Source organism: Streptomyces sp. NPDC059785 (genome assembly GCF_042732375.1).
GTDB lineage: Bacteria > Actinomycetota > Actinomycetes > Streptomycetales > Streptomycetaceae > Streptomyces.
Map to the genome: position 1 here is coordinate 1 of NZ_JBHWHV010000017.1, position 15,592 is coordinate 15,592.

The following is a 15,592-nucleotide window of genomic DNA, read 5'->3' on the forward strand; positions in this document are numbered from 1 at the left end:
CCCGGCCGGGCGCGCGACGCCTGGCCGGGGTTTAGACACAGGCTCTCACTGCGAGCGGTCTCCGTGGACGGTCGCTGCCCGCAGCCTCCGTCCACCGGCCCCGCCCACAGCCCTGCGAACAAGGAGTACGCCGCGTGTCGTCCCTCTTCCCGGCCCTGACAGGTGACAGCCCGGCCCTGGCGGGCGATGGTCCCGCCCCGGCGGGTGACGGCCCGGCCCCGGCGGGTGACGGCCCGGCCGCCGCCCCGCGGACCGCGCTGAGTTTCGGCGACCGCCGTCTGACGTACCCCGAACTCGCCGCCGCGGCCGGGGCCCTGGCCCCGTCGGTCCGTGCCGCGGGGCGGGTCGCCGTCTGGGCGACCCCGACCCTGGAGACCGCCGTCGCCGTCGTGGCCGCCCTGCTGGCGGGGGTGCCCGCCGTGCCGCTCAACCCCAAGTCGGGCGACGGCGAACTGGGGCACATCCTGACCGACAGCGCGCCCTCCGTGGTGCTGGCCGCCCCGGACGATCGACTTCCGGCCGTTCTCGGCACGCTGGCCCGGATCGACGTAGACGTCGACGCACGAGGGGACGGCGCCCTGCCGCCCGCGCCGGAGGACCCGGACGCCCCCGCCCTGATCGTCTACACCTCCGGGACCACCGGGCCGCCCAAGGGCGCCGTCGTCCCCCGGCGCGCGATCGCCTCGACCCTGGACGCGCTGGCCGGGGCCTGGCGCTGGACGGGCGACGACGTGCTCGTGCACGGGCTGCCGCTGTTCCACGTCCACGGGCTGATCCTGGGCGTCCTCGGACCGCTGCGCCGCGGCGGCACCGTGCGGCATCTGGGCCGGTTCTCCGCCGAGGGCGTGGCCCGCGAGCTGCGGTCCGGCGCGACCATGCTGTTCGGGGTGCCGACGATGTACCACCGGATCGCTCAGGCGCTGCCCGGCGACCCCGCCCTCGCCGACGCGCTCGGCCGGGCCCGGCTCCTGGTGTCCGGTTCGGCCGCCCTGCCCGTGCACGACCACGAGCGGATCACGGCCGCCACCGGGCAGCGGGTCGTCGAGCGGTACGGGATGACGGAGACCCTGATGATCACGAGCGTCCGGGTGGACGGCGAGCCGCGCGCCGGGACCGTGGGGCTGCCGCTGCCGGGCGTCGGGGTCCGGCTGGTCGAGGAGGACGGCACGGTCATCGGCGGCTACGCCGAGGAGGACGGCGGCGGGCTCACCGGGGCGCACGGCCCGGAACACGTCGGCGAGATCCAGGTGCGGGGGCCCAACCTGTTCACCGGGTATCTGAACCGGCCCGACGCGACCGCCGCCGCGTTCACGGAGGACGGCTGGTTCCGTACCGGCGACATGGCGGTGCGGGACCCCGACGGCTACGTCCGCATCGTCGGCCGCAAGGCCACCGACCTGATCAAGAGCGGCGGTTACAAGATCGGCGCCGGGGAGATCGAGAACGCGCTGCTTGAGCATCCGGCGGTGCGGGAGGCCGCGGTCACCGGCGAGCCGGACGCCGACCTGGGCGAGCGGATCGTGGCCTGGGTGGTGCCGGAGGGGGAGGAACGCCCCGGCCTCGGCGCCGAGCTGGCCGACCACGTGGCCGGCCGGCTCGCCCCGCACAAGCGGCCCCGTACCGTGCGCTTCCTCGGGGAGCTGCCGCGCAACGACATGGGGAAGATCATGAAGCGGGCGCTGGGGCATGGCTGACCGGCTCTCGGCCCGCGCGGCCCTCGCCCGGCTCACCGGGGGCGCCGGCTTCGAGGAAATCACCTCCCCCGAGCGTGAGTCGGGCCCCGACGGTCCGCTCGGCTGGCAGGGGTACGACGCCTCGCGCGCCCGCGCCGCCGGGCGCACCGGCGAGACGGAGTCCGTCGTCTGCGGGCACGCGTCCGTCGGCGGCACGGAGGCCGTCCTCGTCTCCTTCGAGTTCGGCTTCCTCGGCGGCTCGCTCGGCGAACGCACCGGCGACCGGCTCCGGGCGGCGCACACCTACGCCCGCGCGCACCGCCTGCCGGTCGTCACCCTGGTCGCGACCGGCGGCAGCCGGATGCAGGAGGGCATGCTCGCGCTCACCCAGCTCCAGCGGGTGGCCCGGCAGTCGGGACTCACCCGGGATGCGGGCCTTTTGCAGCTCGCCGTCCTGCGGGACCCGACGACGGGCGGCGGCTGGGCGACGCTGGGCGCGGGCGCCGACGTGACGCTGGCGCTGCCGGGCGTCCAGGTGGGCTTCGCGGGCTCCCGGGTGCGCCCGCCGGACGCGGACCCGGCGGCGTACACGGCCGAGGCGCAGCTCGCGGCGGGCGCGGTGGACGCCGTCGTACCGCCCGCGGAGCTGCCCGGGACGCTGGCCCTGTACCTGTCGCTGCTCACCCGGCCGTCCGCGCGGCCCGTACCGCCGCCGTCCGCGCTCGGCGCCCGCGATCTGCCCGCCACCGGCGAGGACGCGGTCCGGCGGGCCCGCGCGCCCGGCCGGCCGCGGGCGCACGCGTACCTGGACGCGTACTTCACGCACCGCGCGGCGCTCTTCGGTGACCGGTGCGGCGGGATGGACGACGGGATGCTGTGCGGGTTCGGGCGCGCGCACGACGGGCGGACCGTCGCGTACGCGGCCCAGTGCGGGACGGCGACCCGGCCCGCCGGTTACCGCACGGCCGCGCGGCTCGTCCGGCTCGCCGACCGGCTCGGCATCCCGGTCCTGACGCTGGTGGACACCCCGGGGGCGGCCAACGACGCGGAGGCGGAGCGGCAGGGCGCGGGGCCCGCGATCGCCGACCTGTTCGCGGCGGTGGCCGCCGCGAAGACGCCGGTCACCACGCTGGTGATCGGCGAGGGCGGCTCGGGCGGCGCCCTGGCGCTCGCCGCGCCCGACAACACCTGGGCCGCGCCGGACAGTTACTTCTCCGTCATCGCGCCCGAACTGGCCGCGGCGATCCTCAAACGGCCGCCGGAGGCGGTGGCGGAGACAGCGGCCCAGCTCCGCATCCGGCCGCAGGATCTGGCGGAGCTGGGCGTGATCCGGGGCGTGGTCGGCGCGGCGGGCACCTGACGGGGCGCACGCCCGACGGAATCAGACACGGGATCAGACAGACGGTGCACCGCGCGGTGCGTCCAGCGTCCCCGTCCGGGACGCCTCGCCGTCCCCGCCGGTCAGCCGCACGGACCGCCGGGTCTCTTCGTCGTCGTACCAGCCGCGGCCTGTTCCGCCCCTCGATGAGCGCGCCGCCGGACCGGCGGACGGCCCCGGTGGCGCCGGCGGGCCGCTCGACGATGCCACTGGTCCGGCCGCCCGCGAGGTCGGTCACGGTCCCTTTGTCGCCGGTGACGGGGGTGACGGTGCGGGCGGTGACAGCGGCAGTGGTGGCGGTGGCCGCCGTGCGCGCCGGGTCCTGGCCGCCGCCCTGCGCGACCGCCCGCCCGGACGGCGGCAGCGACAGGGCCACCAGCCCGGCCGCCGCCAGGGCCGCTCCGCGTCCGACTGCTCCTGTGCTCATCCATGTCCCTTTTCGTCAGGTACTGCGGTCGAGTGCTGTCGTGCCCGGTGCTGCGAGCAGTGTCAGGGGCCCTGAGGGGCCGAGGAGTTGCCCGGACGTGGCGGATAGCTGCCCCGGCGGCTTCCCGCCAGGGACGGTTCGGTGCGGACGCCGGAAAGCAGGACAACTATCGGGCCCGTCGCCGACAATGGGAGGGCTCGGACGACCGCGGCAGGGCAGTACGGGGGAACGGGGAGACGATGGACGGCCTGGTCGAGTTCGAAACGGACGACGGCGCGGTGATCGCGGTCGAGGCCGCCGACGACGGGGCCGGCTCCCGGCTCGTCGCCCGCGACGACGGCACGGTCCGGGCGACCCGCACCTTCGAGGGCGCCCTCGACCCGGTGCGCGCCGCCGCCGAGTCCGCGCTGCGGGTCTTCCGGGACGGTTCGCTGAAACCGGACGCGGTGGAGATCGAGTTCGGGGTCAAGCTCAGCGCGGAGGCCGGCGCGCTGATCGCGCGCAGCACCGTCGAGGGCCATCTCGTCGTCAAGCTCTCCTGGGCACCCGGACCCACCGACGCCCGGGAGTCCGCGACCACCTCATGACCAGCGCCTCCTGGCACGTCCGTATCGACTGCGGCCGCGAGGTGGGCGCCGGTTTCCTGGTCACCGACCGGCATGTGCTGACCTGCGCCCACGTGGTGGCGCACGGCGACCCGGACACGGTCGCCGTGACCTTCGCGCACGCCTTCGCCGACCGCCCCGAGCGGATCCCGGCCCGCGTGGTGCGGCAGGGCGGCTGGGCCGGGCGCGCGGTCGACCCCGGCGACCTCGCGGTCCTGGAGCTCGACCGCGCCGTGCACGTGAAGCCCGCCGAGTTCGCCGCCCCGTCCGACGCCTACGGCAGCCCGCCGCGCCGGCTGCTCGCGTACGGCTTCCCCAAGCGGTACGACGAGGGCACCCTCGCCGAGTACCGGGCGACGACCGACCAGCTCATCGCGGGCGAGTGGGTGCAGCTGGAGGCGTGGGCCGCGCACGGCCAGCCGCTGGCGCCCGGGTTCAGCGGCGCGGCCGTGACACTGGCGGACAGCGGGCGGGTGGTGGGCATGGTCTCCGCCGCCGCCCGGGACCCCGGCATCCGCAACGGCCGCATGCTGCCCGCCCACGTCATGGCCCGCTACTGGCCGCGCCTGGGCGAGCTGATCCCGACCCCCGAGTACGGCCGCGAGGACAAGGAGCGGCTGCGGCGGCTGATCGAGACGGTGTCCCGGCAGGGCGGCCCCGAGTGCGGTCCCGAGCGGCTCTACCGGGACGCGGTCGGCCGCCTCGCCCCCGCGCTGCCGCCGCGGGGTTTCCGCTCGCTGTGGGACGCGGCCTGGTTCCTGCTGTCCGAGGTGCCCGACACCGCGGCCGTGGCGCGGTTCGCCGCGCGGCTCGCCGACTTCACCGAGGACGCGCCCGCGCGGGCCGCCCTGCGCTCCTGGCCGCACGCCCACCGCGGCCCGCAGGCCGCGGCGCGCCGCCGGGCCGCACCGCCCGCCTGGTCGCCGATCCTCGTGGAGATCGCGCCCAGCGGCTCGGGCGACGACCGCTTCGTGGTGGAGGTGTCCGTCTACGACGGCCGGCACCGCCGCGTGATCGGCTCCCGCACCCTGCCCGGCAACGGGGTGCGCGGCTACGCCCTGGAGCGGATCGACGAGGCGTACCGCGAACTCGACCCGGACGCCCGCGAGCTGATCGCCTTCGTGCTGCCCCGGCGCTGGCTGAACACGGGCGTCGCGCACTGGCAGCGCAGCGCCGACGACGACAGCCCGCTCGGCTGCTTCGCCCCGGTCGTCGTGCTCGACCTGGAGCGGCGGCGCAGCGGCGCCCTCCAGCACAAGCTGATCCGCAAGTGGCAGCACCTGGACGGCCGGACGACGGCGCGGCTGCACCGTATCGACTGCGGCGCCACCGGGCAGGACCCGGTGCAGCTGACCGTGGGGCTGCGGCGCGGCGCCGACGTGGTCGGCTTCGGGGCGCCGCCGCGGGCCAGCGGCACCCGGGAGCTGTTCCGGGCCGGGCTGAACGCCGCCGTGCCCGTACTGGTCTGGCCGCACCGGGGCTGCAAGGGCGGCCCCTCGCACGACGACTGCCGCGGTACGCGCTTCCTGGACCGTCTCGCCGAACACCTCGCGGAGCTGCCGCCGTCCGAACTGCCGCAGCGCGTGCACGAGCTGCGGGAGTCCGCGTACGCCTCCGCGGACCCCGAGCGGCAATGGGCCCACGACCTGGCGCTGCTCTGGGAGGACCCCCGATACCTGCCGGAACCCGTCGGCTACCAGCACTCGCCCGTCGGCTGACCATCCGAGGAGAGCGTCCCCATGTCCCTGTGGCCCGTCTACACCGGCACCAGTGAGCCGCACGACGGCGTCGACCGGCTGCCCGCGCCGCCGCCCTGGCGCGCCTTCGACGGCGGCCCGGTGCTGCCCACCCCCGCCGAGGAGGGCGACACCTCGGCCACCTCCCCGGACCGCAGGCACCGCGCCCGCACCTACCGCGCCACCGACGAGGCGGTGCAGCTCGTCAACGCCGCGCTCTGCCTGCGCCGCCCGCTGCTGGTGACGGGCCCGCCGGGCAGCGGCAAGTCGAGCCTGGCGTACGCGGTCGCCCGGGAGCTGGGCCTCGGGCCCGTACTGCGCTGGAACATCACCAGCCGCGCCACCCTGCACGACGGCCTCTACCAGTACGACCCGCTGTCCCGGCTGTACGCCGCGGGCCGGGCCGCCGCCCGCGACCTGCCGCCGGACGGCGGGCTCCAGGACCACCTGCGCCTCGGCCCGCTCGGCACCGCCCTGCTCCCCTACGGCCGGCCGCGCGCGCTGCTCATCGACGAGATCGACAAGAGCGACCTGGACCTGCCGAACGACCTGCTGAACGTCCTGGAGGAGGGCCAGTACGAGATCCCGGAGCTGGTGCGCGCCGCCCGGCACACCCCCGAGGCGGAGGTGATGGTCGACGGCACGGACGACCGGGTGACCGTGGAGCGCGGCCGGGTACGCTGCCGCGCGTTCCCCTTCACCGTCCTGACCAGCAACGGGGAGCGCGAGTTCCCGGCCGCGTTCCTGCGCCGCTGCGTCCGGCTCGAACTGCGCCAGCCGCGCGACTCCCACCTGGAGGACATCGTCCGCGCCCACCTGGGCGAGCCGGACGCGTACGCCCGTGAGCTCATCCGGCGCTTCGTGGCCCGCGGCCGGCAGGGCGAGCTCGCCACCGATCAGCTCCTGAACGCCATCTACCTGACCGGCGCGGCGGGCATCGACGCGGACTCGCGCGACGAGCTCGCCGCCCAGCTCATGCCGCACCTGAGCCGCACCCGCGACGACCCGGACGCCTTCTGATGCCTGCCGACCACGGCACCCGGCCGACGGAGGTGGCCCGGCTCGCCCGGCTGCTGGCCGAGGCGAGCGGCGGGGCCCGGCCGACGAGCGTGGAACTGGCGGAAGTGCTGTGGCTGGCACAGCACTTGGCGGGCCCGGCCGGTGCGCCGGGACCGGACGCGGCCCCGGACCCGGACTCCGTACCGGCCCCGGCTCCGGACTCGGTGCCGGACCCGTCCGACGGCCGTGACCCGCCGCCCGCCACGCCCGCGCGGACCATGCCGCCGGGGCCGGACGCGGACCCGGACCGGCCGCCTCCGCCGCCGCCCGACGACCAGCGGGTCCCCCTGCACCTGCCGGAGCGGCCGGAGCCGGACACCCCGGACGGTGCGGACACGGCCGGTCGGCGCGGCGGCGGGGCCTCGCTGCTCGCCCCCGCTCCCCCGATGCTCGCCCACCCGCTGTCCCTGCAACGCGCCCTGCGGCCCCTCAAGCGCCGGGTCCCGGCCCCCGTCGGCCGGGAGCTGGACGAGGAGGCGACCGCCCACCGCATCGCCCGGCTCGGCGCGGCGCCCCGCTGGTGGCTGCCCGTCCTGCGCCCGGCCACCGAACGCTGGCTGACCCTGCACCTGGTGCACGACGCCGGCCCGACCATGCCCGTCTGGCGCCCACTGGTCCGCGAACTCGGCGTCTCCCTGGCCCAGTCCGGCATCTTCCGCACCGTGGAGACGCACCGGCTGTCCGCCGGGGGCCGGGTCGGGCAGGACGCCGGACGGCAGCCGTACGCCGACGGGCGCGGCGTCACCCTGCTGATCAGCGACTGCATGGGCCCGCAGTGGCGGGCGGGTCCCGCGGGCGCCCGCTGGTACCGGACCCTGCGCCGCTGGGCGGCGACCATGCCCGTGGCGGTGATCCAGCCGCTGCCGGAACGGCTGTGGCGGACGACGGCGCTGCCCACCGCGACGGCCCGGCTCGCGGCGCCGTGGCGGGCGGCGCCCAACGCGGCGTACACGGTGGACTCGTCCGTCACCGAGGACCTGGCGGACGGCCTCGCGGACGGGGTGCTCCCGCTGCCGGTCCTGGAGGCGGCGGCGCCCTGGCTGGCGCACTGGGCGGACCTCGTCGCGGGCGGGCCCGAGGGCCGGATCCCCGGCTGCGTCGGCCTGGTGGGCGCCGCGCCGCCGCCCGCACCGCTCGACGCCGAGGGCCGCGGCGACGTGGCCCGCCTGTCGCCGGAGGAACTGGTCCTGCGCTTCCGCTCCATCGCCTCGCCGGAGGCCTTCCGGCTGGCCGGACACCTGGCGGTCGGCCGCCCCGAGCTGCCGGTGATGCGGCTGGTGCAGGCGGCCGTCGAGCGGGACCCGCGCCCGCAGCACCTCGCCGAGGTCGTCCTCAGCGGCATCCTGGCCACGGCCCCGGGACCGCCGGGCTCGTACGTCTTCCGGCCCGGGGTGCGCGAGGTGCTGCTGCGCACCCTGCCCCGCACGGCCCGCTCCCGCACGACGGAACTCCTCGCCCGCGCCGGCCAGGTCATCGACGCCCACGCCGGCCTGAGGGCGGGCGACTTCGAGGTGGTGGCCCCGGGCCCCGGCGAGGCCACGGCCGCCGGCGAACCGATCGCGGCGGTACGGGAGGTGAGCGTACGGCGGCTGGGCGGGGGCCCGCCGTACGCCGCCGGGGTCGGCCCGGAGCCGGACGGGAAGCCGGCCGGGGTACGGGACGGGGAACCGGCCGGGGTACGGGACGGGGAACCGGCCGGGGATCTGGTCGGCGGACGCTACATGCTGGCCGGGCGGCGCAGGCCGGGCAACCGGCTGTGGGAGGCGGTGGATCAGGAGACCGGCCGCAAGGTGGTCGTCCACCTGTATCCGCGGCAGTCCGCGGGCGCCGCCGCGCGGTTCCTGGCCCAGGCCCGGGAACTGGCCGAACTGCGGGACGTCTCCTCCCTGGTGCCCGTGCTCGACCACGGCGTGGAGGACCTGACCCCGTACCTCGTCACGGAGTTCCTTGAGGGCGTCACCCTCACCGAGCTGAAACAGGGCAGCGGGCCCGGCCTGCCCTTCCGGCAGTTCGCCCGGCTCGTGGCCCAGGGAGCGGCGGGCCTCGCGGCGCTGCACGCGCGCGGCGTGGTGCGCGGGCAGACGGGGGGCAAGGGGGTGCTGCTGCGGCCGGACGGCTCCGTGGTGTTCAGCCGGTTCGAGCTGGGCGAGACGGACGTGTACATGAAGCCGGCCTGGGACGTCGCCCGGTTCAACGGCCTGCTTCAGCAGCTGGCCGCGAACGTGTCCTTCCCCGCGGAACACACACAGCTCCTTCCCTTGATCGCGGGAGGGGACCTGCCCGGGGCCGCCGAGTACGCGGCCGGTGTCCTCGCCACGCCCCCCGACACCGACGAGTTCCGCTTCGACCTGCTCGGACCGCTGCGGGTGCACCGCCACGGCGTGCCGATGGCCGGTCCGTTCTCGCCCGAGGCGCAAGCACTGCTGTGCCTGCTGCTCCTGCGCCAGGGACGGTCCGCCACCTTCGGTGAGATCACCCAGGGCCTGTGGGGCCGGGTGACCGCGGACCAGCAGACGACCGACCGCATGCACGACCTGGCCACCGAACTAGCCCCGCACCTCGGCCCCGGCACCCTGGCCGCCCTCGCGGACGGCTACGCCCTGCACGTGCCCGACGCCCGGACCGACGTACTGCACTGCGAGGAACTGCTCGCCCGCCGCGACCCCGGCGCGGACGCCGGCGTTCAGCTCGCCCTGGTCGAACGGGCCCTGCACCTCTTCCGCGGCACTCCCTTGGACGGCGTCCCGGGCCCCGCCGCCAGGGCGACCCGCACCCGGCTGCAAGCCCTGCGTCTCACCCTCTGCGCCACCCGCGCCGAACTCGACCTGGAGCTGGGCAGGTCCGAGCACGCCGAGGCCGACCTGCGAGCGCTCGTCGCGGAGCACCCCGAGCACCAGGACTTCCGCCGGCTGCACATCCTGGCCCTGCGCGACCAGGGCCGCGTCACGGAGGCCATCGAGGCGTACGAGGCGTACGAGGACCACTGGCAGCAGCAGTCGCAGGAACCGCTCGACACCACCTTCCAGGAGCTGTACCGCGAGCTGCGCGCCGCGCCGGAACGGCCGCGGCCCACGATCGTCTTCGAGGTGGAGCCGTCCGAGAATCCGCGGCCCCGGGACGTTCTCGGCCGCGCGGTCACCCAACTGCTGGCCGACGGCGACCTGCCCGCCGAGCAGTACGAGGTGCTGGCCCGCGACAACGGCTACGCCGTACTCACCGAACCCGACGCCGACGTGCTGCCCGTACTGGCCGCCGTGCTGCGCGTGCTGCCCGGACTGCTGGCCGCGCCGGAGGACCCGCCACGGGTCACGGTGACGTTCTGGCACCACCCGTGGTTCGCGCCCGCCGACCGGCCCGCCGCGCTCGCGGCCCTCACCGGACCGGAGGTCCAGGAGTCCGACGTCATGGTGGTGCTCTCCCCGGCGCTCTACGAGGAGTTCGTGACCGGGCCGGCCGGCGCGGACGCCGAAGCCTTCCGCCCGCTGCGCCCCGGCGCACCGGCCGCACCGCCCGCCGCCTGGTACCGCTCGCTGCCCTTGCGCCCCGCGCGCCCGCCGGCCGTGACCCGGGACCTGGTACGCGGCCCGTTCACGACGACCGACCTCGGCCGGCTCGGGCGGGTCGACCAGAGCCGTACCGCGGTCGTGCGGGTCCACCCGGACGGCACCCTGGCCCCGTACAACCCGGCCGAGCCGCGGGGGAGGCGTCCGGACCGTACCTTCACGTACTACGAGGTCGACCTGACCACCCATCGGGCCGAGCACGAGGTGTCGCTGCCCAGCTCGGGCAGCGGCACCTTTGCCGCCTCGGTCGAACTGTCCTGGCGCGTCGACGACCCGGCCGCCTTCGTGCGCGGTGAGAGCGAGAACGTCTCCCGGCTGCTGCTCGATCACTTCACCGAGGAGGCGTCCCGCATCACCCGCCGCCACCCGCTGCAACGTGCGGGCGCCGCGGTGGAGGCCGTCCGCACCGGTCTGCGCCGGTGGCCGGTGCCGGGGTTGTCCGTGACGTGCTTGGTGGGACCGGCGGCCCCGGACGCCGACCGGCGGCGGAAGTCGGGCTCCGACCTGTGGAGCGGCGCCGACCCGACGCTGCGAGGCCTGCTGCACGATGCCGACGCGGTGCTCCTCGGCTTCGACGGACCGCTGGCCAAGCTCTTCTCCCACACGGCCGCACGCCGGGCGGCCGGCGAGCTGCTCGCGTTGGTGGTCGAGGAGCGCGACCCCGAGGACGCGCTGACGGGACGCCCCCTCGCCGGGACGGCCGGCACCGCGCACGCCGCCGTCCACCCGCTCGACGTTCTCCGCGCCTTCGCCCACGACCGGCGGCTCGGGCCGCCGCTGCGGAACCGGCTCGACCAGTTGGAGCTCCAGGCCGCGGCCCGCAGCCGGCAGACCCGCTACGCCACCTCACTCGTCGCCGCCCTCCAGGCGTCGCGCCTGCACCGCTGCCACCGGGTGGTCACGGACGTGTCAGAAGGCGCCGTGCACCGGCACCTGAACCGGCACACGCTGTCGGGAGCCCTGGGCATCCACGTCCACGCCCGGAGCGAGGACCCCGCCTCGCTGATGCCCGACCCCGACTGCCTCCGCCGGGCCCTCGCGTCCCTGGACACGCCGTCCGGCAATGCCGTCGTGATCGGTTCCTCGGCCGCCGAGCTGGGCGCAGCCCAGGCCCTCGACCTGCCCTTCATCGGGTACGCGGATACCCTCGCCGACGCGGACCACCTGCGCGGCGCCGGCTGCACCGTGACGGTCCGTTCCCTGATGTCCCTGGTGGACGCCGTGAACGCCCTGCCGACCTGACGTCCCGTCCGTCCCGCCTCGCCTTGTCCGAATACCGCCCGTTCGGCCGCGCCTCGCCCGGACCACCCCGGTATGCGACACCCCGTCAGCCGTCGCACGATGCCTAAGAGGCCCGCCGGCCGGTGTGCCTCACGGTCCGTGCTCTCGGGAGGAACCGCCATGACCGGCAGTCTGGAACAGCTCCGCCGCTGTCACTTCGCCGTCGATCTGGGGGCGGCGCGGACCCGGGTCTACGTGAAGGGCTCCGGACTGGTCGTCGACCAGCCGAGCGCCGCCGCGATCAACACCAGGACCGGCGCCCTGATCGCGGTGGGCGAGTTCGCCGAGAAGATGAAGGGCCGTACGCCCGACTACATCCGGGTCGTCCGGCCGGTCTCCGGCGGCACGGTCGTCGACATCGAGATGGCCCAGCGCATGCTGCGCCAGCTCCTCGGTGACAAGGTCCGCCGCACGCTGCGCCGCAAGCCGCGGCTGCGGGCCGCCGCCTGCACCCCGCACGGCGCGGACCCGCTGGCCCGGCGCGCGGCGATCGAGACGCTGGTCGGCCTCGGGGCGCGGCGGGTGGAGCTGGTCGACACCCTGCTCGCCGCCGCCGTGGGCTGCGGGCTGCCGGTCGAGCAGCCGGAGGCGACCATGGTCATGGTGTGCGGTGCCGCCGCCACCCAGGTCGCGGTGTTGTCGCTGGGCTCGATCGTCACCGCGCAGCGCATCCCGGTGGGCGGCGAGGCGGTCGACAACGCGATCGTGCAGCACCTGCGCCACCAGCACGAGCTGATGCTGCCCAGCCAGTCCGTACGGCCGCTCCAGCTCGCCCTGTCCGGCAACGGCCTGACCACGCAGGGCCCCGCCCTCACGGAGATCCACGGCCGGGATGTCGCCACCGGTCTCGCCCGTACCGTGCGGGTGGACACGGCCGCCGTGCGCGACGCCATCCACACGCCGCTGACGGCCGTGCTCGACGGGATCGGCAGGGTGCTGCGCGCCTGCCCGCCGGACCTGGTGGCCGATCTCGCCGACCGCGGGATCATGCTGGTCGGCGGGAGCGCGCTGCTGCCGGGCCTGGACCAGATGCTGCGGCAGGCGACCGGCATGCCGGTGCACATCGCGGAGCGGCCCGACGTGTGCGCGGTGCAGGGTCTCGGCCACATGATGGAGGGCCGGATCGAACCGCTGGCCCTGAACCCGACGTCCGACTGACCCTTGTACCGGCGCTCACCCCTGTGAGCGGCCGGAACGTGCCGTGAACGGCCGTCGCCCACCGGTGCCCCCGACGCTACTGTGAAGGGATCGCCCCGACTGCGAAGGTGGTTCTCGTGACCAGGATCGGCGTCACCGGGCACCGTGAGATCCCCGCCGCCGTACTGCCGTCCGTCCGCTCGCGAATGGAAGCGGAACTTCGCACCGGGCAGGCCCTGGAGGCGCTGAGCAGCCTGGCGGCCGGCGCCGACCAGCTCTTCGCGGAGCTGGCCCTGGACTGCGGCGTCCCGCTCACCGCGGTGATCCCCGGCATGGACTACGAGGCCCACATAGGCGGCGACGAGGTGCGGGCCGCCTACCGGCGGCTGCTGAAGTCGGCCTCCTCCCGCGTCGAACTGCCGCTGGAACCGACGCACGACGAGGCGTACTACGCGGCGGGCCGCTGGATCGTGGACCACGCCGACCGGCTGGTGGCCGTGTGGGACGGCTGTCCGGCCCGGGGTCTGGGCGGCACGGGCGACATCGTGGCGTACGCGCGGCGCACCGGCGTGCCCGTGCGGGTGCTGTGGCGCCCGGGCGCGATCCGCCGCTGACCACCCGCGCCGGTCCGGGACCCCCGGCTGCCGAAGCGCACGGGCCCGTCCGGGCGCCTGACTGGCCAAGCGCACCAGCCCGTCCCGGCGCCTAGCTGCCGAAGCGTACGAGCCAGTCCGTGTGCTGGGGGCTGACCAGGCGTTCGGCGTCGGCCACCGCGTCGGCCCAGCCGTCCTCGGTGAGCGTCGTGCCCATGCCGATGCGCGCGGTGTCGAGGTCCTGCTCGATCAGTGAGTGCGCGTACGTCAGCGGGCGGTGGCGGCGCATCTCCTGCCAGGCCACGCCGGCCGCGGCGGAGGCGCTGAGCACGCCGGTGAGGTCCCAGCCGCCCAGCGCGCCCATCGCCCGCAGCACGGCGGCGAGCAGTGCGAGCAGGGTCAGCAGGGCGGTGACGGTGGACCAGCGCGCGGCGGCCCGGCGCGCCTGGGACGCCTTGGCCCCGTACCAGACGAGCTGTTCGAGGACCCGGTCGCGCAGGTAGATGTCCCGGCGCACCTCGAAGGGCTTGGCGCGGACCGCGCGCATGGCCGGGGTGATCTGTCCGGTGCCGGTGTCCACCTCGGGCCGGTCGTCCTCCCAGCCGACCTTGCGCAGCTCCCGCAGCCGGTCCGCGAGGCGTTCCGCGAACAGCCCCTCGGCGTCGGCGAGCCCGCTGCGGAACGGGCCCCCGTGCACCATGTACTGCCAGGCCAGTGACTTCACGGTCTCGGCGACGGCCCGGTGCGCCTGCCAGTGCGCCCGCGCGCGCCGCCGGGAGGCGTGCAGGCCGATGTAGACGGTGAGCGCGTAGAGCGCGGCGGCGACCCCGGCGGCGGCGTGGCTGTCCACGCGTTCGGCCAGGGTGGCCGAGAAGGTGGCGAGCAGCAGGACGACGAGCTGGGCGCGGACGGCGAAGAACGACTCGCTCTGGCGGGTCAGCGCCCGGCGGTCGCTCTCGTGGAACAACGGCGGCAGATCAGTGGCTCTGAAGGTCGTGCTCGGCGTCTGTAACCCGTCCCCCATGGCCGGCCCCCCGGTAGGTGAAGGTGTGGACAGGCCATCGTCGCGCCGAACGCGGACGACCACCAGTGAACCCCGGCAAAACCGGTTCACCGCTCCGTTGACGCCCGTCGCCGCGTCGCCGCGCTTGCCAGTGGCAATGCCAGGGGCAAGCGCTGTCGCGACACTCACGGAAATAGCCGAAACCCGCCCGTCCGCTTGGCGGTTGAGCACCTTGAACTCATACCGGCCGGTGCCATACTGGTCGGCCCGCGGAGGGAGCGAGGGCCCACGATGCCACTGGAGCTGAGCCAACTTCGGTCTTTATTACGTGAGTTGGGGGTGCGGCGCGGTGGCGTGCTGCTGGTGCACGCGGCGCTGGGCGGCACCGGTCTCAGGGCGCGTGCGGTGCGGGACGCGCTGCTCGACGCGCTCGGCCCGGCGGGCACCCTGGTCGTCCCGGCCTTCACCCCGGAGAACTCCGACACCTCGCCCTTGTACCGCCGCCACGTACAGGGCCTGTCGGGGCCGGACCGCGCGGCCTTCCGGGCGTCGATGCCGCCCTTCGTGCCGGAGACCACTCCGTGCCCGTCCATGGGGGCGCTCGCCGAGCGGGTGCGCGTCTCGCCGGGCGCCGTGCGCAGCGTCCACCCGCAGACGTCGTTCGCCGCGCTCGGCCCGCGCGCCGGGGAGCTGCTGGACGGCCACGACCCGCACTGCCATCTCGGCGAGCGCTCCCCGCTGGCCCGGCTGTACGCGGCGGACGCGCAGATCCTGCTCTTCCGGGTCGGCTTCGAGGTGTGCAGCGCGTTCCACCTCGCCGAGTACCGGATGACACCGCCCCCGCCGCCGCGGACGTACCGCTGCGTGGTGCAGGACACCCGGGCGGACGGCACGGCGAAGAGCCGGTGGATCTCGTACCAGGACATCGAGCTGCACGACGGCGACTTCGGCACCGTCGGCGCGCGCCTGCCTCGCTCCCTGTTCACCGAGCGTGCGGCGGCGGGCCGCCCGGTACGGCTGCTGCCACTGCGCGAGACGGTCGACCGGGCGCGCGAACTGCTCTCCGCGTCCCGTCCGGACCGGACGTCCCTGCCGGGGCCGACAGGGTGACCGGCGGCATCATGTACGGCACGCCCC

Annotated in this window: 10 protein-coding genes; 9 read left to right on the forward strand and 1 reads right to left on the reverse strand. The window is 75.8% G+C overall.

Translation table 11 applies throughout. From position 1 onward, the window contains the following. Positions 1-134 precede the first annotated feature (134 nt). The 8 genes from ACFV6E_RS15520 (at position 135) to ACFV6E_RS15555 (ending at position 13,473) form a co-directional block, all read left to right on the forward strand. Entirely contained in the window at positions 135-1,694 is a 1,560-nt protein-coding gene (locus tag ACFV6E_RS15520) for an acyl-CoA synthetase (RefSeq protein WP_385462002.1), read from the forward strand. Next, the gene (locus ACFV6E_RS15525) at positions 1,687-3,033 is read left to right on the forward strand and encodes a carboxyl transferase domain-containing protein (protein WP_385462005.1); all 1,347 of its coding nucleotides are present in this window, start codon (positions 1,687-1,689) and stop codon (positions 3,031-3,033) included. Before ACFV6E_RS15520 ends, ACFV6E_RS15525 begins: the two co-directional genes overlap by 8 nt. 684 nt (positions 3,034-3,717) lie before the next feature. Then, the gene (locus ACFV6E_RS15530) at positions 3,718-4,065 is read left to right on the forward strand and encodes a CU044_2847 family protein (RefSeq protein ID WP_385159152.1); all 348 of its coding nucleotides are present in this window, start codon (positions 3,718-3,720) and stop codon (positions 4,063-4,065) included. Then, positions 4,062-5,801: a trypsin-like peptidase domain-containing protein gene (locus ACFV6E_RS15535; protein WP_385159154.1), complete on the forward strand. Its 1,740-nt coding sequence runs from the start codon at positions 4,062-4,064 to the stop codon at positions 5,799-5,801. Before ACFV6E_RS15530 ends, ACFV6E_RS15535 begins: the two co-directional genes overlap by 4 nt. A 21-nt stretch (positions 5,802-5,822) precedes the next feature. Next, positions 5,823-6,839, forward strand: coding sequence for an AAA family ATPase (locus ACFV6E_RS15540; RefSeq protein ID WP_385159156.1), 1,017 nt, complete (start codon positions 5,823-5,825; stop codon positions 6,837-6,839). After that, complete coding sequence (locus ACFV6E_RS15545) at positions 6,839-11,683, forward strand: SAV_2336 N-terminal domain-related protein (RefSeq protein WP_385462008.1); 4,845 nt, start codon at positions 6,839-6,841, stop codon at positions 11,681-11,683. The genes ACFV6E_RS15540 and ACFV6E_RS15545 overlap by 1 nt, the downstream gene beginning before the upstream one ends. A gap of 159 nt (positions 11,684-11,842) precedes the next feature. Beyond that, positions 11,843-12,880, forward strand: a complete 1,038-nt coding sequence (locus ACFV6E_RS15550; RefSeq protein ID WP_385159160.1) for a rod shape-determining protein — start codon at positions 11,843-11,845, stop codon at positions 12,878-12,880. 116 nt (positions 12,881-12,996) lie between these two features. Continuing rightward, the gene (locus ACFV6E_RS15555) at positions 12,997-13,473 is read left to right on the forward strand and encodes a hypothetical protein (protein WP_385159162.1); all 477 of its coding nucleotides are present in this window, start codon (positions 12,997-12,999) and stop codon (positions 13,471-13,473) included. Positions 13,474-13,564: 91 nt separating this feature from the next. Here the strand turns inward: ACFV6E_RS15555 and ACFV6E_RS15560 are convergent, their stop codons facing one another. Further along, on the reverse strand, positions 13,565-14,419 hold the full coding sequence (locus ACFV6E_RS15560; RefSeq protein ID WP_385159163.1) for a DUF4231 domain-containing protein: 855 nt from the start codon (positions 14,417-14,419) through the stop codon (positions 13,565-13,567). A 327-nt stretch (positions 14,420-14,746) separates the two neighbouring features. On the opposite strand from ACFV6E_RS15560, the gene ACFV6E_RS15565 reads away from it, so the two are divergent. Next, positions 14,747-15,565: an aminoglycoside N(3)-acetyltransferase gene (locus tag ACFV6E_RS15565; RefSeq protein WP_385462011.1), complete on the forward strand. Its 819-nt coding sequence runs from the start codon at positions 14,747-14,749 to the stop codon at positions 15,563-15,565. Positions 15,566-15,592 lie beyond the last annotated feature (27 nt).